A 26,441-nucleotide genomic window follows, 5' to 3' on the forward strand; every position below is an offset into this window, starting at 1 on the left:
TAGTCGTTTGAACAATGTTGAATAACCTAAGTTAATTAACGATAAATGACTCAAGACTCTAATGGACTGATAGCCCAAAACAAAGGTTAGCTAACTGAGTTAAATGGCAAAAACTATCAAAATCTTGCTGGGTTACCTGTTTTGGGGAAATGTGTTTATCCGCATAAAACAAACCAATCGTTTTTTCATTAACAACAATCGGCGCAATCATGAAACCGTGTTTAAAGTTATTTGGGTCAAAATTAGCATTCACAAAAGAAGCTAATTCATTGAGTTCTCGTTCATCAAACTCATGTAACCAATTCGCTTGTTTTTGATTAATACTTTGCATAAATGGGTTACTCCCACCTTGCATCTCAATCAGTAACTCTTGCTTAAGCTTTTCAGCCCCCTCTCCAAATGCGATACGTGCTGATAATTGCTTTCGATTAGGTGACAACAGCATTACAGCACAACGATCAACGCCTACTCCATCTAAAATACCTTCTAATGTCGTTTGCACTACTTGGTTAAAGTCAGCTTTTTGAATAGCAAGTTCAGTCAATTCACGCAGTTTTTTTAGTTGTAGAACTAAATTAGCTTCACGAAATACCAGCTTTTCTGCAGGCTTATCTAGCTCTGAAATGATCTCAGCGGTTTCAGGCAAATGCTGCACTAACTCAATAGCACCATAATCTTCTGCTAAACGAACCGTCGCCTCAGCACAGCGACTGAACCTAGCTTTGCATTGTTCTAAGCTAATATTCTGAATTTCAGCAGCCGCGCTTAATAGCTCATTGAGTTTTTCAGTATTGATATGGGGTTGATTTAAAGCTTCGGTGATTTCATTTGCCAAAAATATACTGCGTATTTCAGGCATCCTCTCATCTGGGTGTGACAATGAAGTGGTCAGTACATCACCTAAGCCCCAAGCTCTAGCTATGCTTTGGGTTAATTGAGAAAAAGATGTGCCTAGATATTCACGGACTATCGCTTTCTCATCTTTAGCCGAAGTAGCAGTAAGCAATGTTTGGTCTAAATTATCAACAAAATCACCGCCGACACTCCAAAAAGCACTTTCACCAATGCGATATAGCAACGACGCGATAAACACCTCTTCACGCAGCGCTTCATCATAGTCTTTTAACATCACTCTAGAGAGCATTGCGGCTTGAAAAGAATGGGCCATTAATTTGATTAATCTTTGATAAACGGATTCTGATAGATTGTGGTTTTCAAGCAGGCTAGTGAGTAATTTAGCAGTAATACAAATATTACGTATAGTATCAAATCCCAAAACCACAGCAGCACGGCTAACCGTGGTGACATGGCTGGTACCTTTATTGTAGATAGCACTATTCGCCACCCGTAAAATGCGAGTCGTTAACGCATTATCATGCATAACACTGCGCCCTAGAGAAGCTAAAGAGGACACATCATCCTTAGCTAATTTCTCTAAGTCTCTTATAGTGGAACATAAAGCAGGCATTTCTTGATCACTGATACGTTTAGTCCAGTAATCGACGCCTTTTGTTATTGGTAGTGAGATTTTCAAGTCCATACTCATCAATTATGACAGTATTTTTACTATAACCTTTTACAAATCCCAATTGTATCAAATATGTAATCGATTCAACTTTTCTTCTGTTTTTTAGCAAAAAAAAAACGGCTCCGAAGAGCCGCAACACAAGCGAATGGTTGAAAACTTACTGGGTAGGAAGTTAAAAATCCTCGCATCAAGAACCACAACTAGCTAGCGCTAATATTCCGAATACTGGATAAAAACCCGGTGTAACCTGTAGGTGAGTAACCCCGGGGGACATCAGCTGCAAAGCAGCTAAACTGGTCCAGAAATGAGCCACTTACTTAGGGCAACTCTTTCTGACTAAACATTTCTAACAATAAAACACGATTACATTCAGTTCGAATTAAGCCGTTAACAACTCATATCCAGGTAAGGTTAAGAAATCGACGAGTCCATCCGATGTGGTAATTTCATCAAATAGAGTCGCTGCTTGATTAAACTTTCCTTGGTTAAACCGTTCACTACCTAACTCTTGCTCTACTGTGTTGAGCTCTTCACTCAACATACTTTTAAATAAAGCTTTAGTCACAAGTTTGCCATTTGATAATGATTTCTCATGTTGGATCCACTGCCAGATGGAAGTACGTGAAATCTCAGCAGTTGCGGCATCTTCCATTAGACCGTAAATAGGTACACAGCCATTACCTTGAATCCAAGCTTCGATGTACTGTAGTGCAATACGAATGTTCAATCTCATGCCTTCTTCTGTACGCTCACCTTCACATGGCGTTAATAGCTCATCAGCTAAAATAGGCGCATCAACATCGCGGGTAATATGCAATTGATTAGTACCATTACCGATATAATCATTAAAAATTGTCATGGCAGTATCGGCTAAACCAGGATGCGCTACCCAAGTGCCGTCATGGCCGTTACGTGCTTCAAGTTCCTTATCACCTTTTACCTTCTGCAACACTTGCTCATTAGCTTCAGGTGTTTTTGCTGGTATAAAGGCAGCCATGCCGCCCATAGCTAATGCGCCGCGTTTATGACAGGTTTTAACTAATAATCTTGAATAGGCACTTAAAAATGGCGTATCCATGGTGACAGCTTGTCTATCAGGTAACACGCGGTCAGCATGCTTATTTAATGTTTTAATATAGCTAAAGATGTAATCCCAGCGGCCGCAATTCAGTGCAACAATATTTGACCGCAGTTCATATAAAATTTCATCCATTTCAAACACAGCAGGCAATGTCTCTATCAAACAAGTACATTTGATGGTGCCAGGTTTTAAGCAAAAGCGCTCTTCAACATAAGCAAATACTTTGGCCCACCAACGCGCTTCAATGTGACTTTCAAGTTTAGGGATATAAAAATAAGGACCACTGCCTTTCGCCAATAACTGGTGATAGTTGTGATAAAAGTACATCGCAAAATCGAATAACCCACCAGGGATGGGTTCGCCTTTAAATTCAACATGCTTTTCTTTTAAATGCAGGCCACGCACGCGACAAATTAATACCGCAGGGTCTTCTTCTAATTTGTAATGTTTACCTGTGTTTTCAGCAGTAAAGCTGATGTCACCTCTTACTGCATCACGAAGGTTAATTTGACCCTGAACCACTTTCTCCCAACTTGGAGCCAGTGAGTCTTCAAAGTCAGCCATGAACACTTTTACATTGGCATTCAAGGCATTAATAATCATTTTACGATCAACTGGACCCGTTATTTCAACTCTGCGATCAGTTAAGTCCTCAGGCATACCACGAATAGTCCACTCGCCATCACGAATGGCACGTGTTTCTGGTAAAAAATCTGGTAGCTCACCGTTATCAATACGCTGTTGCTTTTGCTTACGCTTAGCCAATAGTTCTGGGACTTCTTGGTTAAACTCTTCACATAATGCTGCAAGTAAAGAAAGCGCACCGTCATTAAAAATCGCTTCTTGGCCAGGGACCTTAGGACCGATTAGCGCAAGATCTACACTAGTAGGTAATTCAGTATCAGCACTTGGCTGTGATTTAGCATATCTAGCCATTAATTGTTCTGCTGTCATATTAAGCCCCTTGAGCATTAGTCAGTTTTCAAAGAGAGAAGTAAGCAAGTTTGAACTTGTCGACTGGATATTGCCGCGCTTAACCTTCAATGCCTTACTTTCTCTATCTCCAAACAAACCTGCCAATATTTAACCATCAAATGTTTGTTTCGAACTAAAACCTAACGAGAAATCTTTGCATTTGCAACAACATCAAATGGTATAAAAACAAGCAAAAACAATAGCTAAAATTGGTATTACCAAAACGTTAACAACGATAAATCACTGATAAAAAACAACATTTACTTAAACCCCTTTTAATCTATATTGATATTGGTAAATTGTCTTACAACTTAACCAAAGGTTTAAAGTGAATATTAAAAAGGTTACTAAATTACTTGTCGTAAATTATTTTTTAAACATTTTTTTAATGTTTACACTAAAGTAGAATCAAGAATTTGTTTTGAACTAACCTTAAGGTAAACGAACCAACCAAAACTAAAACAACAACTTAACAACAAATCTTTCAATTACAGATTCAAACGACCGTTTAAAGCTGACGTTAACGTAAACTAGATACAACCTCTAGAATATTTACTCTAGACTAAGATGGATGTAGTCCGATCAACATCACAAAATTTATTGGTTTCACTCAAAAAAAATCGAAATTTTTTATAAAAAAGTAAAAAAACTGTCACTTTTCGATTTATTAGCTAAAAACAAAGTAGATAAACAGTAATAAAAAGAAGAATTATCTTTATGATGTTTAAGGTGAATAGACCTTTCAATGATGTGTGTGTTTATTTAACCGCACTGAAACTACAATTTGATTAAGTAGTCGATATATTTCAGTGACTAAATATCAAAATTACGCTCAATAGTAATGAGCTATAGCACTAATATTAAAAGGCACGACTTAGGAATAGCACTCAGAGATAGCGATAAGGGGAAATATTAAGAGAAATACTAAAACTTAAGGTTATGGAATAAAACTCTCAATAAGGATTGTTTACGCAAGGAATTGATGTAGCTGATTGCGGTGTCCAGAACTTATTAGCCAGTCCCTATAATCTAATGCAAACCACTCAGCTAGAATTTAATATTAGATAAGTATCAAAAGTATTTTTTAATATAGCTTACAGATTATCAAGACTTAACCACTCGATTTCTACCTGCTGACTTGGCTTGATATAGCGCATTGTCAGCGCGATTTAGAATTGGATCCAAGCTTAAATCATCTTTAGTTAACTCACTAACACCAAAACTGCCAGTAATGGTAAATTGATGCCCAGAGTAACGCGTATTGATATTCGCAAAAGCATCACACAACTGTTGTGCACGTTCGTAAGCAATGTCGATATTTGTATACGGCATAAATATCGCAAACTCTTCACCGCCCAGGCGGCAAACAATATCACTAGACTTAATACAAGTATTAACCGTCTCTGAAACTTTTTTCAACGCCCAATCACCGGTAGCATGACCGAAGCTATCATTAATCTTTTTAAACCAATCTAGGTCAATCACAATAATACTAAAGCTTTCATCGCAAGCTTGTACTTGCACGAATTCATTCTCTGCTTTTTCAAGCCCTGCACCACGATTATATAATCCAGTTAACGCATCGATTTGAGCTTGTTTACGAAACTGATTACGTTGCATCCAGGCCGCCGATAACATTAAAGTCAAAAAAACCACCGTACCAACAAGCACTGTAGAGAACATGAAAGAGGAACTCTTTTCATTATTCAAAATACTTCGCTGTTTGGCTATCATTTCATGATCTTGTACTAATTGATTCAGCTCTCGGGTTTTCTCTGCTGAATCAAACTTTACCATTTGGTAAGCATTTTCTTTTACTTTTTTCTCATTGATTATCTGCATATCCAAGGCGTGAGCTTGGACTTGATATTGATAAGCTTCCTTATAATTACCTTGTCGACTTGCAAGCATTGATAATATTTCACTTACTTTTCTTTTGGGTAACATATAGATGGAGTCATTTGGTAATCCATTAACCAACTCGGCATAATACATCGAAGTTTCGTATTCATTTATATGATAATGGACCATCGCTAATAGTGCGTTAGTCCTTGATAGCTCATAGGTGAAATTGAATCTCTGATAAACGGTTAAAGCTATTTCAAGTTGTTGTTGCGCAGTGCTATATTCACTCATTTCTAGGTTAATTTCTGCTAACCCTTTAATAGCCATAGCCGCAACAAGAGAAAACTCATGAGTTTGGCAATAAGCATATGCTTCGTCAAAAGTGGAAGAAGCTTCTCGATAGAGTCTCAAGTTCAAATTGCTGTAGCCTAGGCCTACAAGACCATAGCAATGGCTTTTAGGTGACTGTTGTTTATTCAAGGCCAATACTTTTTTAGAAATTCGTTTACTTTCTTTATATGCATCCATATCTAGGTATACATTTAAAATGCGTAAATATGACTCTAGTTTTAATTCGATGTCTTGGTAGGTTTCTACTCGAGCGAGGTTATTTTCTAATTCAATAAATGCTGAAGTGTAATTTTTTAACCCTATATATGAAGTGACCTTATACATATAGGATTGTGTTAATAGTATTCTATCTGTTGCTACATTTTGTACATCATCTAGCCGAATAAGTGCATTTTCAAAATTGCCTATCATTATTTGTCTTTGAGCATCAATCATCCATAATCTAGCAAGCTGGTCATTATTTAAAATCGAACTTTTATCTTGTAAGGCACTAAAGAGCACTTCCCCTTCATCAGGGGAAGTTTTCATTGTTTTTTCTAATTGCGATAACTCTAAGTCAATTTGCTGCTCAATATTGGCAAAAGCAAAAGAGCTTAGAAAAGTCAAAAACAACAAAATATTTTTCAAGTCAACAACCTAGGAGTGATGAACAAACAATATTTTAGATTTATCAACATCTCCAATTAACGCACAGACTTTACTTTCATCACATGACAACAAAGCCTCTTGCTCTTCTTTAGTCAATCCGTAATCTTGCATGACTTGTTGCGGCGATTTTTCAAATGCTTGTTTTAATTTCGCATCCGAGCTTAAGTCGGTTAAAAATGAGCTAAGTTTTGACATAGTAATTCCCGTTTTGTGTTAAAAAGATTATCCAATATCGCCAGCCTCAATCCCAAGACGCTTTAATATGTCTACATTTAAAGCTAGCTTCTCTGAGGGAGGTATTAATAATGTACTGATGGTGCTTAGTTCAACATAGGGCAACTGACTAAGGTTGAAACGTTCAATTCTAGGCTTTAAGTGCGGAAAGTTAGCAGCCTCGTAAATAATAACTTCATGAGCTAGTGGATACCATTGAGATAAATGTTCTACTAAAATTTCTAAGCGTTCTGATGTCGTGGAAAACTCAGTCAAAGTGTGTTCGCCAGCCAAAGCTATTTGCCATAGCAACAAATGAGTTTTAGGGTTAGGAATATGTTGATACAGCATGAATTGAGTCGCTTCATAACTCTGATGTCCAGATGTACCTGGGTCGATACCTAAATCAGCCCACAAGCAAGCTTCTGCGGATATTCCAGGTAGCATCTGCGCATGATGCCCTTCTTGCCTTGCTTGCTTAATCGATAAATGGGACACACAAGCAAATACCCCAGGGTGGCCATACAAGGCAACAACCACATTTAGCCCAGACCTTACCTGTTCAAGTATCGCTTCTACCATTTGCGAATAGGTATCCCGGCGATTTTTAACTTCATCTTTTTGAGCATAATAAGGCTGCAGGGAGCGATGATTTGGGTTCAAGCTTACAAGCCAGCGCTCAGTAAACCCATCAGGTACAAGTGAAAAAACTAAATCAGCATTTTCAATATAGCTTTTACTCAATACACTGACCTGTCCCGCAAGTTGCAAACCCGTACCAACAAAAGTCACCCGACCTGCATTTTGTTGGAGTGATAATGAGTCTTTATTAATTTCAGCTGCTTTTAATGACATTTTTAATCGTTATTCTTTTTAGTCAGATGGATTGGGCTGTATAGGTTGATGAATTGACTTAGGTAATAGATATTATCGAACTCAATTAACTTCCATAATTCAAACTTATATAATTACACAGGGATTTACCACGAATTTCTACAACTTCGTAACATTTGACCTACACATTTTGGATAAATAAACGACTTTCCTATCCTATTACGGAACTAACTCAGCACTACCGACTCTATTATTCACACAGTTATAGCATTCAACAGTTAATAGCCACTTGTCAGCATAGGGAAGCCTTGGGTATGATGGCGTCAGATTTTTAGGAAATAGCGCAGACAATGATAAACAAAAAACAAAGTCTTACCCTTTTAGGCGCCGTTGCGCTTTCAGTATCTTTAAGTGCGTGTAGTGTTTTTGATTGGTTAATTTATAAACCTGATGTACCACAAGGTAACTACATGGAGTTACAACAAGTAGAAAAACTACGTGTTGAAATGACCAAAGAGCAGGCTGAATATATTTTAGGCCGCCCAGTTCTTCGTGATAGTTTCGCTGATAATATTTGGTACTACGTTTATCACTTTAAAAGTGGCCGTGATGCCAGTGTGACTCATAAAGAGCTTATCTTGTATTTTGATGGTGATTTACTCGAACGAGTAGAAGGTGATTACAAATTAAGTGATGACTTTGATACACCGCTTAATGAAGGTGCCTTGCCAACAGTATCTGCTCCAGTTGTGGCTCCTTTATTACCAGAGCAAGAGCCTAATAAAGCAATTCGTGGTGATGCGAAGCCATTAGTTCAAGAAGAACGTATTGAAAATGAGAACAATGTACCAACTGGTGGTTCTCAAGGAAATGACAAAGCCGAATAATGGTTTTACACTTCTAAATATACAAGCTTGAAATAAAAAGCGGAAAGATAACTCTTTCCGCTTTTTTAATGCATGTAACTTGTTTAACTATCAATAAATATTCTTGTAACCACTAACTTAATTTGGCACCGGTAATTTTATTGCTACGCCCTTCTTCCTTGGCCTTTTCTGCACGCTTACGGCGCACATCTTTGGGGTCGGCAATTAAAGGGCGGTATATCTCAATACGCTGACCTTGCTGTAATTCTTCATCGTGTTTAGCTTGTCGGCTAAAAACACCCAGCTTTACTTTTTCAAGATCAATCTCAGGGAAAAAACTCACAATATTGCTTTGCTTAACCGCTTCAATAAAAGTGGTACCCGGTGTGACATTAACTGTAATAATTTTCTGCTGAGCTGGCAGTGCATAAATCACATCAACAGCGAATGTTTCAACTTCATTTGTCATTGTAAATCACCTTGGCTCTATCAGTAAAAGCCGTCACCATTGAGTTCATTAACTCTTTAAATACCCGTCCAAATGCCATATCTGCAAGTGGGTTTGAAAACTCAAAGTTTAAATCAAACTCAACTTTACAGGCATCATCTGTTAACTCTGTAAAACGCCAAATACCATCAAGGTTTTTAAATGGACCATTTTCGAGGGTTAGCGATACAGTTTTACCCGGTACAACCTGATTACGCGTGGTAAAGGTTTTACGAATGCCTGCTTTTGAAACATCAACCGATGCCACCATTGTTTTACCATCAAACTCAAGCACTTTACCGCCAACGCAGCCGGGGAGAAACTCATGGTAAGACTCAACATCATTAACCAGATCATACATTTGCATTGCACTGAAACGAACGAGTACATTTTTTGAAATTTTTGGCATGAATAACAACACTTTCGATAACAATCTGCCAATTTTAACACGCCTACGTTAAAACGCATCTATTACGATTAATGAATAAACTCGCATCTTTAAGTGGTTTGGGTATAATCCCTTGATTAGATTATTCTCTCCCCCATATCTGTCACATGTGAAAAATGATCAGATCTTTTAAATGGGATAACAGCGGGCAGTACACGCGATTATGGTAAAAAAGAATTCGAAAAAATCAAAGAATCCACCCGCTACGATTACACGTAATAAGCGCGCGACCTTTGAATTTAAAATTGAAGAAAAAATAGAAGCTGGACTTGAGCTACAAGGCTGGGAAGTTAAATCTCTGCGCATGGGAAAAGTCACTTTAGCTGACTGTTATGTCTTCATCAAAAATGGTGAAGCATTCATGCACGGTTGTACCGTTCAGCCGCTAAACACCGCAACGACTCATGTAGTGTGCGATCCTGTACGTACTAAAAAACTGCTAATGAAACGCAGTGAAATAGACAAACTTGAAGGCTTAATTGAGCGTCAAGGCTATACCTTAGTACCACTTTCCCTATACTGGCGTAAAAGCGCTTGGGTAAAAGTTGAGATTGGTTTAGGTAAAGGTAAAAAAGATCACGATAAACGTCAGGACACTAAAGAACGCGAGTGGAAAGTAGAGCAATCTCGTGTGATGAAGAAGTCTAGACTGGACGGATAATGAACAAACGATTGTTAATTGGTGAAATGCATTAGGCTTTTTAGTGTTTACCCGATACAATCAACAAACTTTGGGGGCGATTCTGGATTCGACAGGATTCACGAAACCCTGGGAGCATGTCGAGGGGCGGTTGGCCTCGTAAAAAGCCGCACTGTTATAGTTGCTAACGACTCTAACTACTCTCTAGCAGCTTAGGCTAGCTAGCCATCTTACCCACGTCTCTCAAATGGGCAGGGATTCAAGATGGTCATATTACATTTGATAGCGAGGGAACTCCGTCCGAGGGTGAACCGCGAAATAGTATCGGACTCGCCAATTGCAATCCTGTCTTTCGGAGTGTACTTGGTTAACCAAAAGAGAGACTAAACATGTAGCGCCTTGGATGTAGGCTTTCTGGACGCGGGTTCAAATCCCGCCGCCTCCACCAAATACTTAAAAAAGACGTCTTAGGACGTCTTTTTTTATGCCTGAAACTAGTAATATCAATAACTTATTGTCTAATAACGTTTTCCCGCCCCTAATAGCAGCTTGAGGTTTATGTAACACCTAATGCAACACCGGAACCCAGTCTAGATTCAGCTGTCACAATAATGGCCAATACCACTAAACTGCTAACCGCTATGCAAGTTTCAATCGAAAACCTTAAGACAAAGAATACAGCCTAGATGGGTTTGGAACGACGTAAATTGGAAAATAGTTTGCGTTGTTCATTAGTGGTAGCAAGTTTAACCAGACACCATTTCTTTATCACATACTCGCAGATCTCTGCTTTTATCCAAAGTACTGAAAGGTCGATACACGCTCACCTGCGCGCTAATCAAATTTTTTGACAACTTTATGTAAATCAATATTTCCCTCCTGAATAAGATCCTAAAAAGGTAGACCATAATCCTTAAACCCTTTTCCAATATGAAGTACGAAAAGCTTCGAGCAAATTGAATATAGCTTTCTACGCTTGATGAATTAGAGGCTGAAATATTAAAACCTTTTATATATAAATTTTTAACCATTTCATACTTGGTTTAACAATATGACTGACACGAAAAACATGAATAGAGAGTAAAAGTATTGGCAAATCACTAGTGATTAAGCCTTGCCGTATTAAACATGGTGAGGAATTCTAGTTTTGTTATAAATCGATATATAAACTAAACAAAATCAATTGCTAAAACTGTAACAACAATAAATCAAGCGATTGATAATAAAGCATTAAAATATAGGGCAGAAACAAGTAGCAATAAGATGAACTGTAGTGATAAAGCATAAACATAGACCTTATTCATTGGTATTATCTAACTCTGATAACACAAAATATTTTGGTTTTGACACTGGAGCAAAGACGGATAGCTTTTCCCAACAACAAACTATAATCTGTTCAAGAGCAGATAGGAAAAGAGAAGAGTATGGATTTAAATTTATTAAAGACGTTTGATGCAGTAATGAAGAGTGAAAGTGTCAATGATGCAGCTGATATTTTGGGGATCACGGCTCCCGCAGTGAGTCATGCGCTTAATCGGCTTAGAGACCAATATCAAGATCCGCTTTTTATCCGACAAGGCCGCGGAATAGCGCCGACAAATTTTGCCATAGAGTTACATGTAGAGATCCAAGAACCATTATCATTGCTGCTTAATGGTGCCATATCCCGGCAAGATTTTGACCCATTAACCAGTCAACGAACTTTCCGTATTTCCAGTCACAAAGATATAGATCTTATCGTTGTTCCGCCAATTGTGGATTATAAACGAAAACATGCACCAAACATCATGATTAAGGCCGATGTGGAGCATCAATATTATCATGAAAGACAAGATGACTTACGCCACCGTAAGGTAGACCTTATTCTTGCTACTGCACTATTAGAAGATCATGGTTACCATAATCAATTCTTATTCGAACAGCAATTGGTTATCGCTGTCAGTAAGCACCACCCGCGAATCCAAGACAAGTTAACCCTCACAGACTTTTTTAATGAATATCATCTCCTCTGGTCTACAAAAACACTCGATAATTACGTTCTTAACTCATTAGCTGATGAAGATATACCCCATCGAAAAGTCGCTTATGCCACAGGCTCACTTAGTACTGCATTAGTGATGGCATCGCAAACTGACTGGATTTGCGTAACAAGTAGCTGGCATGCAAACAAAATGTGTGATGCGTTAGATCTGAATATATTCCCTCTGCCCTTTGCATCTAAAAAAGTCCCCATTTATATGACGTGGCATCACTCGCAGCGACATGACGGCGGGAACAAATGGCTTAGAGAAGCGCTCATTGAAACTACAGCAGCACTTCGCTAACTTAGATATAGATTGAACTCAGATAAGCAGCCACACTATTTGCGTTCGTTTTGAATATTATCCATCGCACACATTCCAAAATTAGGATTGACTTGTTCGCAATGCTTTACCCAGCGTACAGGCCAGAATATTCGAGTCGATTTTCCAATTTGGATACATTGCAGTTGTATATTTTTATGTTCATACCTATCACCGACGGCAAAAGACTCTGTTTTAGAGACATAGCACTTCGGTTCTAGCAAATTATCATCCATGAGCTGGTAAACCCAGTTTTCATCTGCTTTGTTCTTAAAAGCGTCATAGTATGCAGAATTTGCAGAACTAACAGCGGATCGCTCTGCTTTAGTGGCTATGAGCATTCTAACGTCAGCGAAAGCACTATTTGCCAATAGTAAACTAACAATGCATAGCAGCAATTTCACCGATGCAGGTTTGAGTCTAATATTCATGTTATTCCCATTCTTTAAATAGCACTGCGGTAACTTTGTATACCAGACAAACTCATGACTTTAACTTCTGTAATAATTGTTCGACAGCATTTTTAGGTGCCACTTTTTTAAGTTCAGTCAAACAAGCATTAGCATTTACATTGTCAGTTTCTAAATACACTTCGCACAGTGCATACATTTGCTCTGGAGCACCAGACAACTGATACGCCTGCTCAAACAAAGGTACTGATGCAGCAACATCAAACTCTTTTTGCATTACTCCGTACAAATACCAATAGTAACTATTTGACTCAGCAAGTATGGCCGCGACTTTTATCTGTTCCATTGCCAACCGTTTCTCTTTGGCTCTCACCAAAGTCAGTCCTTTAGCAAAATGTAACTGTGAAGAGTTAGGATTACTCTTTAGCCCTACATTCAAAATATCCAAGCTAGCTTTATCTTTGCCTTGTTTATGAAACGCCTCTGCATAACTGACCCATACAGCTTGATTGGTGGGTACCTCCAACGTTAATTGCTTAAACAACGAAATTGCTTTTTTGTTATCACCGGTTAACTGATAAAACCTTGCCAGCCTATATCGTGCATATGATGTGTTGCCCTCTAACAAATATTGTTCAAGTCCAGCTAAGTAAGGCCTAATAATCTCTTTCTGTTCAGCGTTAAACTCTTGCTCACCCGATAACAAATTAAATACTGCTTCGTTGCTAGTCGCCGTATTTGAGTCAGCCAATAAAGGGGTAAGCATTTTCCAGCGCAACGCAACAGAAAAACCAGCGCTACCGATAATTGCAGCTTGCTTTATTTGAGTATTTTCTTCCTTCAAAGCTCTAGCAACGGCCACCAAACCATTTTTTGAAGGTCGCGTTTGTAGCGACTCAAGTGCAATTACCCTTTCATCGACTGTCCGTGCTTTATCCTGAGCAATGTAGGCAGGGTCTTCAACATTAGGCCGGTAATTTGTCGGCGGTTCTTCTGTATTAGCTTGAGTGCCAAATGACACTAGCAGCATTGAAACAACCATTATGATCTGCTTATTCATCATCAATCAACCGTTATGCTCTGGCTTGCAATTGCTTGTTAATTAATTCTCGGTCACTGTATTTACCGCGTGCTACCGGGTAGTTGAGTGTGCGTAGAATATACGCCAGCCCCGCATCTGCATGGGTATAAAACTTCTTCCAACCTGCACATAAATAATTAAGCCCATCTTCACCATCTTTGGTACGAATGAAGCGGTTTTTAGGACACTCACCAAAACAAGCAAATTGATATTCGCAGCGCTGGCATTGGCTTGGCAATGACTTGGTTTTTGATACCCCAAACTGCTGCTGCTGACTAGAGTAAGCCATTGATTCAAGTGTTTTATCGTTTATATTGCCAATCTTGTATTCGGGATAAACATAATGATCACAGCTAAAAACGTCGCCGTTAGGTTCCATTGCTAAGCCTTTGCCACACATTTCCCCAAGTGTACATAATGGATTTCTTCTGCCTGCCCATGTCTCTAAAAAGGCTTCGAAATATTGAACAAAGACAGTCCCTACATCATTTTGAATCCATTCATCAAATACTGTAATCAGGAAGTTACCCCATGCGTCATCTGCGACACAAAATGACTCAACTATCGACTCTTTATGCGCTGGGTTTAACCTTGCATCGCCTTGCATTAATCGTTCATCGCTCGCCCATGTATGTGGAGCCGTAGAACGAAATGTCTTAGGTTCAACAATAGGAATAAATTGCATCTGTGGCGACTTTACTTCATCACGTAAAAAACGATATACCGTTAAAGCATTATGACTGGTTATGTTATTGACACAGGTCAAGGTTGCAAATTTAACCTGATGCTTATGCAGTAATTCAACAGCTCGCATGACTTGTCTAAATGAGCCTTTTCCTGATTTAGTCGTACGATAACTATTATGGATTAACTCTGGCCCATCAATACTTAACCCAACAAGGAAGTTGTTGTTTTTTAAAAACTCGCACCATTTGTCACTTATAAGTATGCCGTTTGTTTGTAGATCATTTGAAATAATGACGCCTTCAGGTTTATATTTTTTCTGTAGTTCTACAATTTTTTCAAAATAAGGGATTCCTAGCATTGTCGCTTCGCCGCCTTGCCATGAAAATATAATCTCTGGTGTATTTTGCCCTTCTATATAGCTGCGAATAAATACTTCAAGATCATGGTCACTTAATTTTGGTGAGCATCCCCTCTTATAATCCAACAGATCTTCTTTGCTTAAGTAGTAGCAGTAATCACAGTCAAGGTTACATGAAGCACCGATAGGCTTTGTCATTACATGCATGCGTTTTGAGGCTTTACCATTAAACTGTGGACCTGCTTTTAGAACTGTATTGTTGCTACTCATAAGTATCTTCATCTGTCAGTTAATTTGATGGGAGTGATGATAATTGCTAGTTAATTTATGAACAATCAACTCAAGTAAAATATGGATTGAACGGTATTTAATTGACGCCACTAACAGTGATTCAACTAGATACCGAGATATTGCCAAGTATCATCAGCTGAATTTCTTCTTGATTTATTGATTAGTCAAAAAGAACACCTTACTAATAGAGTTTATTGGCTTAGGACCTGTATCAACTTAATTTTTTGATCACTACTGAAACCAGTGCTAGTTAATAACACCGATATCGCATCGAACTGATTGCGGCTAACGCTACTAGAGCTAACTGAAATTGCTGCAGTCTTTGCAGGTTCAATATCGTTAAGCTGCTTGTTCGACTCGACGTTAACTTTAGATAAGTTGTGTTCTGGCATGCTATTGCTATAAACGCTAGACTTATCTTGCTCACTTGCTTGCTGCATATTCTGACTTGATAGATTGCGAGAAACTTGTCCAGCTGTTTGTTCATAACCATTAAAGCGATTAATATTTTCCAACACCGCACTTTGCACGTCGGTAGACTGCTGGGCGGAAACTGCGACGTTCTCGGTTCGGAGAGCTGAAACGTCAGCCCCCTGCATAGATAGTGTTTGAGGGGCACTTCCTGCTTGGACAAAAGGAGCAATGCAAAAAGTCGCCAATATAAGGGATTTAAACATAAGGTGTACCTATTTAAGGAAGTTGAGCAAGAAACTAGAGAATCCTCTAGTTTCTTGCTATTACAGGTTATTTAGTGGCAGTTTTTGAACCACCAGCTCCTATGCCAAAGTTTTTGTATACTGATTCACTCGCACCATCCATTGTAAATGAACCCGGGCGCTGTGATGGTGGAAAGTCTTTATAAGTAGCTAAGTGCTGTTTTACTAGCTCGTTGGCTTTATAAAATACAAAGACATTATCAAGCTCCCAAGACCAATAGTTATTCGAGTTGTGATCAGCACGCTCAAATGGATCTTGTCTAAGGTTAAAGATTTTAGGTAAACGCAACCAAGTAAACGGCTCAGCCCAAAGAGCCATCGTTTTCGCTCTTTGCTCACCGTAAACAACCTTCCAGTCAGTAGAGTGATCTTTACCACCGCCAACGTAATCTGCTTGGTTATAACGAATAGCTACGACTTGTGCGTCAGCGTTATATTCAATTACCTGCTTACGCGGGTCTTCTTTCGTACGACCTGCAAAATAATCATTCATGTCAAAGCCATCAAGATGGATTTTGAACTCTTTACCATTGGCTTTATAACCGCCTTTCAACAAGTCTTGCTTAATATTGCTATCACCAGCCGCTGCAGAAAGAGTCGGAAGGAAATCAAGCCCTGAAACCATGCCGTTTAGCACTCGACCACCGCTCCAGTCACCGGCAGGCCAACGTACAAATGCAGGAACGCGATAAGCGCCTTCCCAGTTTGTTTCCTTCTCACCTCGGAAAGGCGTAGTAGCCCCATCTGGCCACGCATTAAAGTGAGGGCCATTATCGGTTCCATACATAACAATAGTATTGTCCTTCAACTCATTATCATCAATATAGTCAAGTAGTTCGCCTACATTTCTGTCATGAGCCATCATTGCGTCATTATAGAAACCTTGTCCAGAAATACCTCTATCTTTAGGGTTTAAGTGAGTCTTGAAGTGCATCTTAGAAGAATTCCACCACACAAAGAATGGTTTATGTGCTGCTTGTGCTTTGTCCATAAATTTAATGGCATGCGCGGTCACATCGTCATCAATAGTGCGCATGCGCTCTATCGTTAGCGGTCCAGTATCTTTAACTTCACCATCAACTTTGGCCGAAATGACGCCTCGTGGACCATATTTCTCAAGGTACTTTGGATCTTTCGGGTAGAAATCATGCTCTGGCTCTTCCATCGCATTTAGGTGGTATAGGAAACCATAAAACTCATCAAAACCGTGGTTTGTTGGTAAGTCACGGTCGCGGTCACCAAGATGGTTTTTACCAAATTGCCCCGTCATATAGCCTTGGTTTTTAAGTACTTCAGCGATGGTTAAATCATCATCAGCAATACCTTGAGGCGCTCCTGGAAGGCCAACTTTTGTCATGCCTGTTCTTAATCCATCTTGACCAGTAATAAACGCACTTCGACCAGCAGTACAAGATTGCTCGCCATAGTAATCAGTGAATGCAACACCTTCATTGGCGATACGGTCGATGTTTGATGTCTCATATCCCATCAAGCCACGATTCCAATAGCTGATGTTCCAGGTACCTATATCATCGCCCCACATGACTAGGATATTAGGTTTTTGATTCGATTTCGGTGCTGGAGCTTCAGCAGCAATTGCATGCATTGACGAAAATGCTGATAAGGCAAGCATCGCGGTTGAAAGTAGTGTTTTTCTACTCGGAATATTCATGTGCGTCTCTCTCTATTAACTTAAGTGAACACTCGATGCCTTACTCTTACTCAAGTTGGCAGTAATGTTTGTATATAAACTTACTGTCGACATCTCGATGTTCTATTTATTGTGGAGTCAATTAGAAAATAATCGCTCCAATTTCAATTCGAGAGGGATATTAATGTGAATATAAAAAAAGAAAAAACACTTTTGGTTAATAGTGAATTTAGTTTCATTCAACTAAAAAACATTATCTAGTAAGCAATAGAGAAACAAAGAAAAAACAGTTGACTAATTCACTTTTTTATTTCATTAAATTAACTAGCTGCCATTTTAATTACGCCCTGCAAATAACCTTCTACAAATAGCATTCAGCTTATTAAACAATGCAAACACACAGAACAAATGCCGCAATAAACTTCAATTTAAATTAGTTTAACAACATGAATCATTTTGGTGTTCATGTTATTAGATAAGTTACTTTTATTACTGAGTGACTTACACTTTATAAATGCCAGTGAAAACATAGCCTCACAGTTTGATAGGCATTGTAAATTACATAAACACAAGATAGAGATATTTACATGTCGTATTATCATTATCCGATTCGCTACTGCAACTGTCTTTAGCACTAAGCAGACAAGTAGTTGGCAGGAACATGTCGTCAATGTACATCTTATAGTTTTACTTGCCGAAGCTCATGTATTACTTGATTCCATGCCAAGAACCACAAAAACACTCTGTAAGAGCAATATTAAATTGTTTGGTTGCCCTCACTCGGATGCGTAAATTTCACAGCCCAATAATGTAATAGCCTAAATGTCTCATATCCCATCAAACCACGATTCCAATAGTTGATGTTCCAAGTACCTATGTCATCACCCCACATTGCTAGAATATTAGGTTTTTGGTTCGATTTTACTTCTGGTGCTAAAGCATACATTGACGAGAATCCTGATAGAGCAAGCATCGCAGTTGAAAGTTGTGTTTTCTACTCGGAATATTCATGTGCGTCCCTCTATTAACTTAAGTGAACACTCGATGCCTTACTCTTACTCAAATAAGGAGTAACTTTTGTATATAAACTTAATGTCGGCATCTCGAACTTTTATTTATTATTGAGCCAATTAACAAACAAATCACTCCAACTTCGATTAGGTAAGGACAGTAATGCAAATATTAAAAAGGAAAAATCTTCGAGTTAATAGTGAGTTTAGTTTCATTATCTATAAGCAACAGACAAATAGAAAAATAGAAAAATAGAAAAATAGACAAATAGACAAATAGTTAATTAACTCATATTTAATTCACATTTAAATATAATTCAATTGATTAACTAACAAACTGGCATTAGGCTTACCTCCTGTAAACAACCCTCTAGAAATAGCTCTAAAGTTATTAAGTAAACGCACCCAAAATAACGCAGTAAATGGTTAACTAAAATTAGTTAAACAACATAAACCACCTTAGTTCTCAAAGTATTAGATAAGCTATTTTTATTACTGAGTGACTTACACTTTATAAATACCAGTTAAAACATACCCTCACTGTTTGATAGGCATTTTTAATTATATAAACACAAGATAGAGATATTTACATGTCGAAATTATCATTATCCAATTCGCTACAGCAATTGTCTTTAGCATTAAGCAGACAAGTGGTTGGGCAGCAACATGTCGTCGATGCACTTATTATAGCTTTAGTTGCCGAAGGTCATGTATTACTTGAGGGGCTGCCAGGAACCGCAAAAACTCGCTCTGTAAGAGCATTATCAAATTGTTTGGATGCTTCACTCGGGCGCGTACAGTTCACACCCGATTTAATGCCAAGTGATGTAATAGGCTATGAGACACTGGATAGCTCTGAAACAATGGTATTTAAAGAAGGCCCTGTTTTCACTAATATTTTACTTGCTGACGAGATTAATCGGGCCCCGCCAAAAGTACAATCCTCTTTACTCGAAGCCATGGAAGAGCGTCAAGTTACAGTCGGCGGAAAAACACATCCACTTCCTGAATTATTTATGGTGCTCGCCACACAAAATCCTATAGAACAAGAAGGGACTTACACTTTGCCTGAAGCGCAGTTAGATCGGTTCTTAATGAAGATTACCGTCGATTACCCAATTAGAGAGGCTGAACTAGATATTTTACGCTTAGTAAAGAGTGAAGCCCTCCAACAAAAACCGAACTTTTCAATTGAACAATCTGTGCTGCTACAAGCCCGAAAAGCGATTTTAAACGTTTCTACCTCTGACAGTCTTGAACAGTACATAGTCGATATTGTGATGACGACTCGTTTCCCACAACAATTTAAAGACAGTGAACTACAAAATTGGATTCAAGTTGGCGCAAGTCCAAGAGCAACAATTGCATTGGAAAAATGCGCTCGCACACATGCATTTATTAAAGGCAAAAATTATGTCGATCCTGACGATGTAAGGGCTGTCGTTAATAGTGTCTTGGGGCACCGACTTATCTTAAGTTATGACGCTATTGCAGATGGAATATCTGCAAAGGATGTCGTTACTGAGATCATCAAGCGTGTCCCCGTCGCCTAAACGTTGAGATAGTTCCATGGATAATCGACTTTTTGTAGATCAAAAGCATTTGATTCTGTTACGCAGGATAGTAAAAAAAATGTCTTTGTGCACAACCTTCAAGCCCTCAGGCATATTAGCCGGGCGCAATCGTTCTAAATTGCGTGGTCAAGGACTCGATTTTGAAGAACTACGCTCATATCGCGCTGGCGATAGCCTGAAAGATATTGACTGGAAGGCCTCCTCTCGCAGTGACAAAAAATTGGTGCGGGTTTTTACAGAAGAAACAGACAGACCCGCGATAATTTTATGTGACCAGCGCTCAACGATGCTATTTGGCAGTCAGGTTTATACTAAATCTGTTATTGCAGCCGAAATTGCAGCACTTATGGCATGGCTACTATTGGAGCGAGGTGATCGTGTTGGTGGTTTAATCATTGAAGATCAACAAGTCAGAGTGCAAATGCCCAATCGAAGCTCTATCGGTATATTAAGCTACTTAAATCAACTAGCCACGGCTAACAAACAGCTAAAGAACTTTACTGCACCGCTAAAGCCTACTCCATCAATCACTAAACAGTTAACAGACGCTAGTGTGCTTTTGGGGCGCAGCGGAACATTAGTGGTAATCACAGACGGAGAGGGACTTACTACGACGGACGTTGCTTTTATAAAGCAGCTTGCCGTTAAACACAATATTATAATGCTGCTCGTCAATGATGAGCTTGAGCTAGATTACCGCCGTGCTGAAGGCTTGGCTATTTCAGATGGTAATCTACAGTATGAACTGACTAACAATGCTGTAGACGCTGATAAGTTTCAACAAGATAGTGCAAAGCGCATATGTGACTTACGCCAAGCACTGCGGGCAACGCAGCTACCTTTCGGCACATTAAACACCATTGAACCATCCCAAAAACAGTTGACGACTTTATTGATGGGCGGTAGAAAATGAGCTGGTTTTCAATCCCAAAGCCTGAAAACTTCGGTAATTATATGCTTACTGACTTTCAGCCCATGATAATGCCACACCCTGTGTCATTATTACCTCAAACGCCCGTAGCAAAAATGATTGTAATGCTATTTATTCTATTGAGCCTATATGCTATCTACCGTTGCTACCGTAATTGGAAATTAAATGCCTATCGACGTGATGCCCTCAAAGACCTAAAACGCTACCGAAAAACCAGTTACGAACTGATGATTGCCTCAATACCTTTAGTGTTAAAGCACACTGCAATACATGCATATCCAGATCAAGCGATCGCTAGCTTAATGGGGGACGATTGGGCAACATTTTTAAATCAGCAAGTTTGCAAAAATCAGTTTGATACACACTTAGCCAGCCAACTCATTAAAGTGAGTTTCCAATCAGAACGAGCTTGGAAGCACGATAAGGTAACCAATCAAGCCTTACTCAACACTGCGCTCTACTGGATTAAACATCATCAGCAGGCAAAAAAATGATCACTTTATTAAACCCCTACTGGTTATTCATATTACCTTTGCCTTTAGCTGTTTACTTTATGGCTCCTGCGTTTAAAGTAAGTGAGCGCGCCATACGAGTTCCCTTCTTTGCCCGTCTGTTAAGGCTTACAGGAAAGAAAGCCCACCAAGCTAGCCGAGTTATGCAGCCAATACGTATGCAAAAAATTGCGCTAGTGGTTACATGGGCAATCTTGGTGCTATGTTTAGCTCAACCAGCCATACTAGGGAAATCTTTCGAAATACAGAAAACAGCTCGTGATCTGATGGTCGCTGTCGACTTATCTAAATCAATGAACACCGCAGATTTCCCAAGTGAAAATGCTTCAAAAATTAAACGCTGGGATGCTCTAGAAAGTCTGCTAACTAAATTTTCTGCTCAGCGAAAAGGCGATCGACTAGGGCTAATCGCTTTCGGTTCTGGTGCTTACGTCCAGGTGCCGTTCACCGCAGATATTGCGACATGGCAATTGATGTTAACTGGATTAACTACTGACATTGCTGGCCCAGCAACGGCAATTGGAGATGCTATTGGGCTTAGCTTACGTGCATTCGACAAATCAACATCGAAACAAAAAGTACTATTACTGGTCACTGATGGCGCAGATACCGCCAGTAGCTTACCGCCGATAGAAGCCGCTAAAGTTGCCAAAGCTAAAGGGGTACAGATTTATACCATCGCAATAGGCGACCCTAAAACGCAAGCCAAAGATGAAAGAGTCGATATAAAAACGCTCCAATTGGTCTCTAGCTTAACCGGCGGTCATTCATTTATAGCTGCGAGTAAAGGCGCATTAGAGCAAGTATTAGATGAAGTTAATCAAATTGCTCCAAGCCAATTTAGTAGTCAAACCTACCAACCAACAACATTACTCTATCCGAACTTACTAATAGGGTTAGTATCATTCTACTTTTGTATGTGGACAGTGTTGTCGGTGCTAGAAGTTAAACAGAGGAGGCACAGGCATGTTTGATTCAATTGGTACTGACTTTCACTTTCTTTCGCCACAGTTTCTTTGGCTGTTAATGCCTATAGCCGCACTAGTTATCTATCGCGTCGCAAGAGATCGCCTTAAGAACAAAGCTTTCAGTAGCACTGCGATCGCTCCTCATTTAATGGCGTTACTGATTACAAAAAGTAATAGTACTAAAAACACTGGGCCATTATTAGCGGTCACAATGATATTAGTTCTTATCGTCATTGCGTTAGCACAACCTGTTTGGCAGCATAAAAACGCCGAAACTGATCATACTTCACCGCTTATTATCGTGATGGATCAATCGCTATCGATGAAGCAAAAAGATGTTTCACCGAATCGTAACTTACGAGCTCAGTTTTTGATTAACCGACTGTTGACCCATGGGGTTAATCGCCCTATTAGCATTGTAGCGGTTAGCGGTAGCACACATATTTTATTACCCCCAACTAACGATGTAGAGTTGGCCTCACTGTATCTATCATATTTAAGCCCTGAATTGATGCCTACTGAAGGTGGAGATGCCGCACAACTGGCGAAACGAATAAAATCAACTCCTTCTTTGAACAAGCAAGGCACAGGGTTGGTATTAGTGACAGACGGGTTACAAACAGGAGTGAGTTATCTAAAGAAACTATTGGCCGACAATCACATTAGCAGCGTAGCTTTGGCATTTACCGAAATGGGTAAACAAACTGCAGACGAACTAGGCATCCCTGTCATTCAAGCAGATCGACTGCTAAGTAATAGCATGGCTTTAATCAATGCCGTTGCTAACATGCCACTGCAAGCCAATAGTGATGATAACAACTGGCAGGATGAATCTTTCTATTTTCTGTTAGCCACGGCCTCATTAATACTGTTGTGGTTTAGAAAAGGTTGGACCCTTAATTGGAGTTTTATGTTATTTTTCTGCCTATTGACTCCCGTTCAACATGCCAAAGCCTCTCCAATAGATTGGCTATTAACCAAAGATCAGCAAGCTATGATCTATGTCTATAATGGCAATTATCAACAAGCTAAGGCCCTTTTTGACGATACTCATTGGAAAGCAATGTCATGCTATTACACTGAGGATTTTAAATGTGCGCAAAATGAGTTTTCTAAAATTGGCGATGTTGATTCCATTTTTAACATGGCTGACGCAGCATCCCAAGACGGCCGGTACAAAACAGCTCGAGAACTCTATAAAGGGCTCCTCACCTTACAACCTAAATACCCTGGAGCGCAGCATAACTTAGCTATTATTGAGGAGATAATTAGCAAAATAAACGGTTTAAGCGAATCATATCAGAGCACTAATCCGCCCTCTAAAAATGGCAAGCCACCTCCTAAGGATGCCAATGAGATCGCCGATGGTAGCAAGAAAAAAGTCATAGGAGAATTGCCAAAACCCACCTTAAAAGCCACTGACATTCTAAAAAGTAGCGCCGCGACAGAGCAATGGCTTCGGGATATAAGCCGAGACCCGCGTCAGTTTATTCGGCTCAAATTTTTATCGGAATTCAATCGAGATAACGAGGGCGCGCAATGAATATTTCACCATTATATCAATACTTTATAAAAGTTATTTCGAACAAACAGGGGCATTACAGGGACAGATTATCTTACTGCTTAGCAGTGATCTTGATGCTACTTTTCGTATCTAACGTCGCTTTGGCTGCTGAGACTCCAATAGATAAAGAGAAGGCATTAGTAGTAAAACTTAGTGTTGATAACAGCAAGGTTGCACCAGGACAACAAGTGAATGTTAATTTACTAATTGCCACACCAAGTTACTTTGTCGATAGCGCTGAATTTAACTTACCTGTGGTTGATAACGCCTTAGTGGTTAATGAATCAACCTATCGCGCAAGTGGTAGTACGATGATCGACGGAAAAAGATATAGCAGCCAGCGGTGGAGTTTTCAAATCTATCCCAATCAGCCTGGTGTTTATTCAATTCCACCGATGCGAGTTACAGCATTTGTAGCCGATGATGAAGGCAAGCCTGTTGCTGTTACAAAGAAAATTCAGGGGGTTGTATTAGTGGCGATGCAACCTTCGGCAATGGGAAATAGCAAGCATTACTTGGTTTCAAACGATGTGAAAATTAGTGATGACTGGTCTATTTCAAATAGTGACATAAAGTTTAATGATTATGATTCAACCAATAATAAAATACAGCTAGGCGCAGGTGATATTATTGAAAGAACACTACAGATAAAAGCCAGTAAAACCTCACGGTTAACCATACCCTCCACCCAGTTCATTGTGCCTGAAGGAGTTAGCCTTATGCTTTCAGAACCTGAGCTAGAGTCTCATTATAATAGAGGCAATAGTTACGCGACTATTTCACAGCATATTAGCTACTCTATTGACGAACCGGGACAATATAATCTAGGCGGTGAAACGATAACCTGGTGGGATCCAGTAAAAAAAATCAAACAGCAACAATTACTTGTTGGCAAGCAGATCGATGCTGGAGGGATCCCTTGGCAAAGCATTTGGCTAATTGTAGCTGGGGCTATGTTAGTGGTAATCATCTTGTTCTTGTATAAATATTGGCAGCCTACACTCTACAGTTATAAACAACATCTACTAACAATGCTCAACGGCAGCAGAGCCAAACAAATCTCGCTGTATTATCAACAGCTAGATAGCAACGCCAAACAGCCACAGGCTCAGTTATGTGCTCTCAATGGTAAGCCATTTGAAACAGCCAATGAGATGTTAAAAGCCCTATATGGCAACGTAAAGCCTTGGCCTAATCTAAGTCGCCGGATTAGACTCTATTGCCAATGTAGTAAAAGAAAGTAGAAATATTCCCTATAATTTATGCAATGAAACATAAACGTTTTACTGGAGTGACCATTTATTACACATTTAAAATGTAACTATAAACACTCATTTCTAATTTAAGCCCCAGACTCAAGTACTAATTACAAAAAACGCGGCTAATATAGCTGCGTTTTTATCATTCAAGTTTCGAAACTAGTCACCGAAATCAATCCAGTAGAATGTTTTTAGGCTCAGTAATAGTGGTCAACTAATATTGTAAATGGTAGCTATCTGAAGGAAATGACTGGACAGTTGAACTTTTATGTTGCTGAGTATCTTCCGGCGAATCGTCTACGATAATTAGAAAAGGGCTAGCAACAATACTAAGACCTTTTGTTTGCCTAATATTCATGATGATATAAGATTCTATATCATCGATTCCATAAAGCTTAGCAGTCTAACTTTACAGGGGCGGCGGAACTTGAACCCGCGTCCATGTTTTTCGTATAAAAAAACCTGCACTAGGCAGGTTTTATATAAGATGAAATCGATTTAGTTCTGCTTTCTTACAAATTTTGATTTCAACATCATTTGGCCGTGACCATCAACTTTACAATCGATGTCGTGGTCAGCATCTACAAAACGTTTGATGACTGCTTTAGTGCCCACTTTAAGCACTAATGAAGAACCTTTTACTTTAAGGTCTTTGATTAGGGTTACTTTGTCTTCTTCAGCCAGTAAGTTGCCTACTGCATCTTTTAAGATAATGGCATCTGGATCAACGATTTCTTCGTTTGGGTTCCATTCATGAGCACATTCAGGGCAAATAAGTTGTGAACCATCTTCGTATACGTAGGCAGATTCACATTTAGGACATGGTGGGATAGCGCTCATGATATTTTCTCTTTAATTTGAAAGACTTTCTGCTGATTTTGTACAATAACATTGCCAATTAACAGAAATAGATGGTTTACATTATACGTAACATCTTAAATATCGGCTAGCAACTGAATGCTGCTCGCATCACAGTTCAGTGATTGCATATGACTTAAAGCCATATTAAGCGCTTACTCAATATCCTTTCTAGCGCTCAATAAGCTCGCTCCCTTTTTATTAATGAGATGATAAATTTTCTCCATAGCCCTGTTGACCTTGCCTAAAATTCAGCTCATATTGATACATAATTGTTAATAATTACATCAACTTCGCGGGCGAATACAAGCTC

General features: G+C 39.1%; 22 protein-coding genes and 1 other RNA gene. 10 read left to right on the top strand and 13 right to left on the bottom strand.

Annotated features, from left to right (window positions below):
• Positions 1-58 precede the first annotated feature (58 nt).
• The 5 genes from K5Q58_RS06215 to K5Q58_RS06235 all read right to left on the bottom strand — a co-directional run bounded on the left by K5Q58_RS06215 (position 59) and on the right by K5Q58_RS06235 (position 7,496).
• The gene (locus K5Q58_RS06215) at positions 59-1,540 is read right to left on the bottom strand and encodes an HDOD domain-containing protein (RefSeq protein WP_374758482.1); all 1,482 of its coding nucleotides are present in this window, start codon (positions 1,538-1,540) and stop codon (positions 59-61) included.
• Positions 1,541-1,907: 367 nt separating this feature from the next.
• A complete protein-coding gene (gene aceB / locus K5Q58_RS06220; protein ID WP_220753090.1) occupies positions 1,908-3,563 on the bottom strand; it encodes a malate synthase A in 1,656 nt (551 codons plus the stop codon).
• A 1,125-nt stretch (positions 3,564-4,688) separates the two neighbouring features.
• A complete protein-coding gene (locus tag K5Q58_RS06225; RefSeq protein WP_220753091.1) occupies positions 4,689-6,407 on the bottom strand; it encodes a GGDEF domain-containing protein in 1,719 nt (572 codons plus the stop codon).
• Between the two features lie 9 nt (positions 6,408-6,416).
• Positions 6,417-6,623 (bottom strand): hypothetical protein, encoded by a 207-nt coding sequence (locus K5Q58_RS06230; RefSeq protein ID WP_220753092.1) that lies wholly within the window; start codon positions 6,621-6,623, stop codon positions 6,417-6,419.
• A gap of 27 nt (positions 6,624-6,650) precedes the next feature.
• Positions 6,651-7,496 (bottom strand): SAM-dependent methyltransferase, encoded by an 846-nt coding sequence (locus K5Q58_RS06235; protein WP_220753093.1) that lies wholly within the window; start codon positions 7,494-7,496, stop codon positions 6,651-6,653.
• A gap of 329 nt (positions 7,497-7,825) precedes the next feature.
• On the opposite strand from K5Q58_RS06235, the gene K5Q58_RS06240 reads away from it, so the two are divergent.
• Entirely contained in the window at positions 7,826-8,362 is a 537-nt protein-coding gene (locus tag K5Q58_RS06240) for an outer membrane protein assembly factor BamE (RefSeq protein WP_220753094.1), read from the top strand.
• Positions 8,363-8,474: 112 nt separating this feature from the next.
• Here the strand turns inward: K5Q58_RS06240 and K5Q58_RS06245 are convergent, their stop codons facing one another.
• Together K5Q58_RS06245 and K5Q58_RS06250 are read right to left on the bottom strand one after the other, a co-directional pair.
• The gene (locus tag K5Q58_RS06245; RefSeq protein WP_220753095.1) at positions 8,475-8,810 is read right to left on the bottom strand and encodes an RnfH family protein; all 336 of its coding nucleotides are present in this window, start codon (positions 8,808-8,810) and stop codon (positions 8,475-8,477) included.
• Positions 8,800-9,237 (bottom strand): type II toxin-antitoxin system RatA family toxin, encoded by a 438-nt coding sequence (locus tag K5Q58_RS06250; protein ID WP_220753096.1) that lies wholly within the window; start codon positions 9,235-9,237, stop codon positions 8,800-8,802. Before K5Q58_RS06250 ends, K5Q58_RS06245 begins: the two co-directional genes overlap by 11 nt.
• A gap of 202 nt (positions 9,238-9,439) precedes the next feature.
• Between K5Q58_RS06250 and smpB the strand changes: the two genes are divergently transcribed.
• The 3 genes from smpB (at position 9,440) to K5Q58_RS06265 (ending at position 12,240) form a co-directional block, all read left to right on the top strand.
• Complete coding sequence (smpB, locus tag K5Q58_RS06255) at positions 9,440-9,937, top strand: SsrA-binding protein SmpB (protein ID WP_220753097.1); 498 nt, start codon at positions 9,440-9,442, stop codon at positions 9,935-9,937.
• 72 nt (positions 9,938-10,009) lie between these two features.
• Positions 10,010-10,364: a transfer-messenger RNA gene (gene ssrA / locus K5Q58_RS06260) on the top strand.
• A 976-nt stretch (positions 10,365-11,340) separates the two neighbouring features.
• The gene (locus tag K5Q58_RS06265; protein WP_220753098.1) at positions 11,341-12,240 is read left to right on the top strand and encodes a LysR family transcriptional regulator; all 900 of its coding nucleotides are present in this window, start codon (positions 11,341-11,343) and stop codon (positions 12,238-12,240) included.
• Between the two features lie 35 nt (positions 12,241-12,275).
• Here the strand turns inward: K5Q58_RS06265 and K5Q58_RS06270 are convergent, their stop codons facing one another.
• The 5 genes from K5Q58_RS06270 to K5Q58_RS06290 form a co-directional block, all read right to left on the bottom strand.
• The gene (locus K5Q58_RS06270) at positions 12,276-12,689 is read right to left on the bottom strand and encodes a hypothetical protein (protein WP_220753099.1); all 414 of its coding nucleotides are present in this window, start codon (positions 12,687-12,689) and stop codon (positions 12,276-12,278) included.
• Between the two features lie 52 nt (positions 12,690-12,741).
• Positions 12,742-13,731, bottom strand: a complete 990-nt coding sequence (locus tag K5Q58_RS06275) for a M48 family metallopeptidase (protein ID WP_220753100.1) — start codon at positions 13,729-13,731, stop codon at positions 12,742-12,744.
• A gap of 10 nt (positions 13,732-13,741) precedes the next feature.
• Positions 13,742-15,064, bottom strand: coding sequence for an anaerobic sulfatase maturase (locus K5Q58_RS06280; RefSeq protein WP_220753101.1), 1,323 nt, complete (start codon positions 15,062-15,064; stop codon positions 13,742-13,744).
• Positions 15,065-15,276: 212 nt separating this feature from the next.
• On the bottom strand, positions 15,277-15,762 hold the full coding sequence (locus K5Q58_RS06285) for a hypothetical protein (protein ID WP_220753102.1): 486 nt from the start codon (positions 15,760-15,762) through the stop codon (positions 15,277-15,279).
• A gap of 67 nt (positions 15,763-15,829) precedes the next feature.
• On the bottom strand, positions 15,830-17,473 hold the full coding sequence (locus K5Q58_RS06290) for an arylsulfatase (RefSeq protein WP_220753103.1): 1,644 nt from the start codon (positions 17,471-17,473) through the stop codon (positions 15,830-15,832).
• Positions 17,474-19,052: 1,579 nt separating this feature from the next.
• Here K5Q58_RS06290 and K5Q58_RS06295 point away from each other — a divergent pair.
• From K5Q58_RS06295 to K5Q58_RS06320, 6 genes are all read left to right on the top strand, one after another.
• On the top strand, positions 19,053-20,015 hold the full coding sequence (locus K5Q58_RS06295; protein WP_220753104.1) for a MoxR family ATPase: 963 nt from the start codon (positions 19,053-19,055) through the stop codon (positions 20,013-20,015).
• A gap of 79 nt (positions 20,016-20,094) precedes the next feature.
• Positions 20,095-20,949, top strand: coding sequence for a DUF58 domain-containing protein (locus K5Q58_RS06300; protein WP_220753105.1), 855 nt, complete (start codon positions 20,095-20,097; stop codon positions 20,947-20,949).
• Positions 20,946-21,461: a DUF4381 domain-containing protein gene (locus tag K5Q58_RS06305; RefSeq protein ID WP_220753106.1), complete on the top strand. Its 516-nt coding sequence runs from the start codon at positions 20,946-20,948 to the stop codon at positions 21,459-21,461. The genes K5Q58_RS06300 and K5Q58_RS06305 overlap by 4 nt, the downstream gene beginning before the upstream one ends.
• Positions 21,458-22,453 carry a VWA domain-containing protein gene (locus tag K5Q58_RS06310; RefSeq protein ID WP_220753107.1) on the top strand — a complete coding sequence of 332 codons (996 nt, stop codon included), beginning with the start codon at positions 21,458-21,460 and terminating at the stop codon, positions 22,451-22,453. The genes K5Q58_RS06305 and K5Q58_RS06310 overlap by 4 nt, the downstream gene beginning before the upstream one ends.
• Positions 22,446-23,990: a VWA domain-containing protein gene (locus K5Q58_RS06315; protein WP_220753108.1), complete on the top strand. Its 1,545-nt coding sequence runs from the start codon at positions 22,446-22,448 to the stop codon at positions 23,988-23,990. The genes K5Q58_RS06310 and K5Q58_RS06315 overlap by 8 nt, the downstream gene beginning before the upstream one ends.
• Complete coding sequence (locus tag K5Q58_RS06320; protein WP_220753109.1) at positions 23,987-25,255, top strand: BatD family protein; 1,269 nt, start codon at positions 23,987-23,989, stop codon at positions 25,253-25,255. Before K5Q58_RS06315 ends, K5Q58_RS06320 begins: the two co-directional genes overlap by 4 nt.
• Before the next feature lie 513 nt (positions 25,256-25,768).
• On the opposite strand, the gene K5Q58_RS06325 is transcribed toward K5Q58_RS06320, so the two are convergent.
• Entirely contained in the window at positions 25,769-26,110 is a 342-nt protein-coding gene (locus K5Q58_RS06325) for a zinc ribbon domain-containing protein YjdM (protein ID WP_220753110.1), read from the bottom strand.
• Between the last annotated feature and the right edge of the window lie 331 nt (positions 26,111-26,441).

Source organism: Shewanella sp. KT0246, assembly GCF_019654955.1.
Classification (GTDB): domain Bacteria; phylum Pseudomonadota; class Gammaproteobacteria; order Enterobacterales; family Shewanellaceae; genus Shewanella; species Shewanella goraebulensis.

Excerpts from the sequence above, each read along its gene's own strand:
- K5Q58_RS06215 (WP_374758482.1), bottom strand. The coding sequence starts at position 1,540 with ATGGACTTGAAAATCTCACTACCAATAACAAAAGGCGTCGATTACTGG.
- aceB (WP_220753090.1), bottom strand. The coding sequence starts at position 3,563 with ATGACAGCAGAACAATTAATGGCTAGATATGCTAAATCACAGCCAAGT.
- K5Q58_RS06230 (WP_220753092.1), bottom strand. The coding sequence starts at position 6,623 with ATGTCAAAACTTAGCTCATTTTTAACCGACTTAAGCTCGGATGCGAAA.
- K5Q58_RS06235 (WP_220753093.1), bottom strand. The coding sequence starts at position 7,496 with ATGTCATTAAAAGCAGCTGAAATTAATAAAGACTCATTATCACTCCAA.
- K5Q58_RS06240 (WP_220753094.1), top strand. The coding sequence starts at position 7,826 with ATGATAAACAAAAAACAAAGTCTTACCCTTTTAGGCGCCGTTGCGCTT.
- K5Q58_RS06245 (WP_220753095.1), bottom strand. The coding sequence starts at position 8,810 with ATGACAAATGAAGTTGAAACATTCGCTGTTGATGTGATTTATGCACTG.
- K5Q58_RS06250 (WP_220753096.1), bottom strand. The coding sequence starts at position 9,237 with ATGCCAAAAATTTCAAAAAATGTACTCGTTCGTTTCAGTGCAATGCAA.
- smpB (WP_220753097.1), top strand. The coding sequence starts at position 9,440 with ATGGTAAAAAAGAATTCGAAAAAATCAAAGAATCCACCCGCTACGATT.
- K5Q58_RS06265 (WP_220753098.1), top strand. The coding sequence starts at position 11,341 with ATGGATTTAAATTTATTAAAGACGTTTGATGCAGTAATGAAGAGTGAA.
- K5Q58_RS06270 (WP_220753099.1), bottom strand. The coding sequence starts at position 12,689 with ATGAATATTAGACTCAAACCTGCATCGGTGAAATTGCTGCTATGCATT.
- K5Q58_RS06275 (WP_220753100.1), bottom strand. The coding sequence starts at position 13,731 with ATGATGAATAAGCAGATCATAATGGTTGTTTCAATGCTGCTAGTGTCA.
- K5Q58_RS06280 (WP_220753101.1), bottom strand. The coding sequence starts at position 15,064 with ATGAGTAGCAACAATACAGTTCTAAAAGCAGGTCCACAGTTTAATGGT.
- K5Q58_RS06285 (WP_220753102.1), bottom strand. The coding sequence starts at position 15,762 with ATGTTTAAATCCCTTATATTGGCGACTTTTTGCATTGCTCCTTTTGTC.
- K5Q58_RS06290 (WP_220753103.1), bottom strand. The coding sequence starts at position 17,473 with ATGAATATTCCGAGTAGAAAAACACTACTTTCAACCGCGATGCTTGCC.
- K5Q58_RS06295 (WP_220753104.1), top strand. The coding sequence starts at position 19,053 with ATGTCGAAATTATCATTATCCAATTCGCTACAGCAATTGTCTTTAGCA.
- K5Q58_RS06300 (WP_220753105.1), top strand. The coding sequence starts at position 20,095 with ATGTCTTTGTGCACAACCTTCAAGCCCTCAGGCATATTAGCCGGGCGC.
- K5Q58_RS06305 (WP_220753106.1), top strand. The coding sequence starts at position 20,946 with ATGAGCTGGTTTTCAATCCCAAAGCCTGAAAACTTCGGTAATTATATG.
- K5Q58_RS06310 (WP_220753107.1), top strand. The coding sequence starts at position 21,458 with ATGATCACTTTATTAAACCCCTACTGGTTATTCATATTACCTTTGCCT.
- K5Q58_RS06315 (WP_220753108.1), top strand. The coding sequence starts at position 22,446 with ATGTTTGATTCAATTGGTACTGACTTTCACTTTCTTTCGCCACAGTTT.
- K5Q58_RS06320 (WP_220753109.1), top strand. The coding sequence starts at position 23,987 with ATGAATATTTCACCATTATATCAATACTTTATAAAAGTTATTTCGAAC.
- K5Q58_RS06325 (WP_220753110.1), bottom strand. The coding sequence starts at position 26,110 with ATGAGCGCTATCCCACCATGTCCTAAATGTGAATCTGCCTACGTATAC.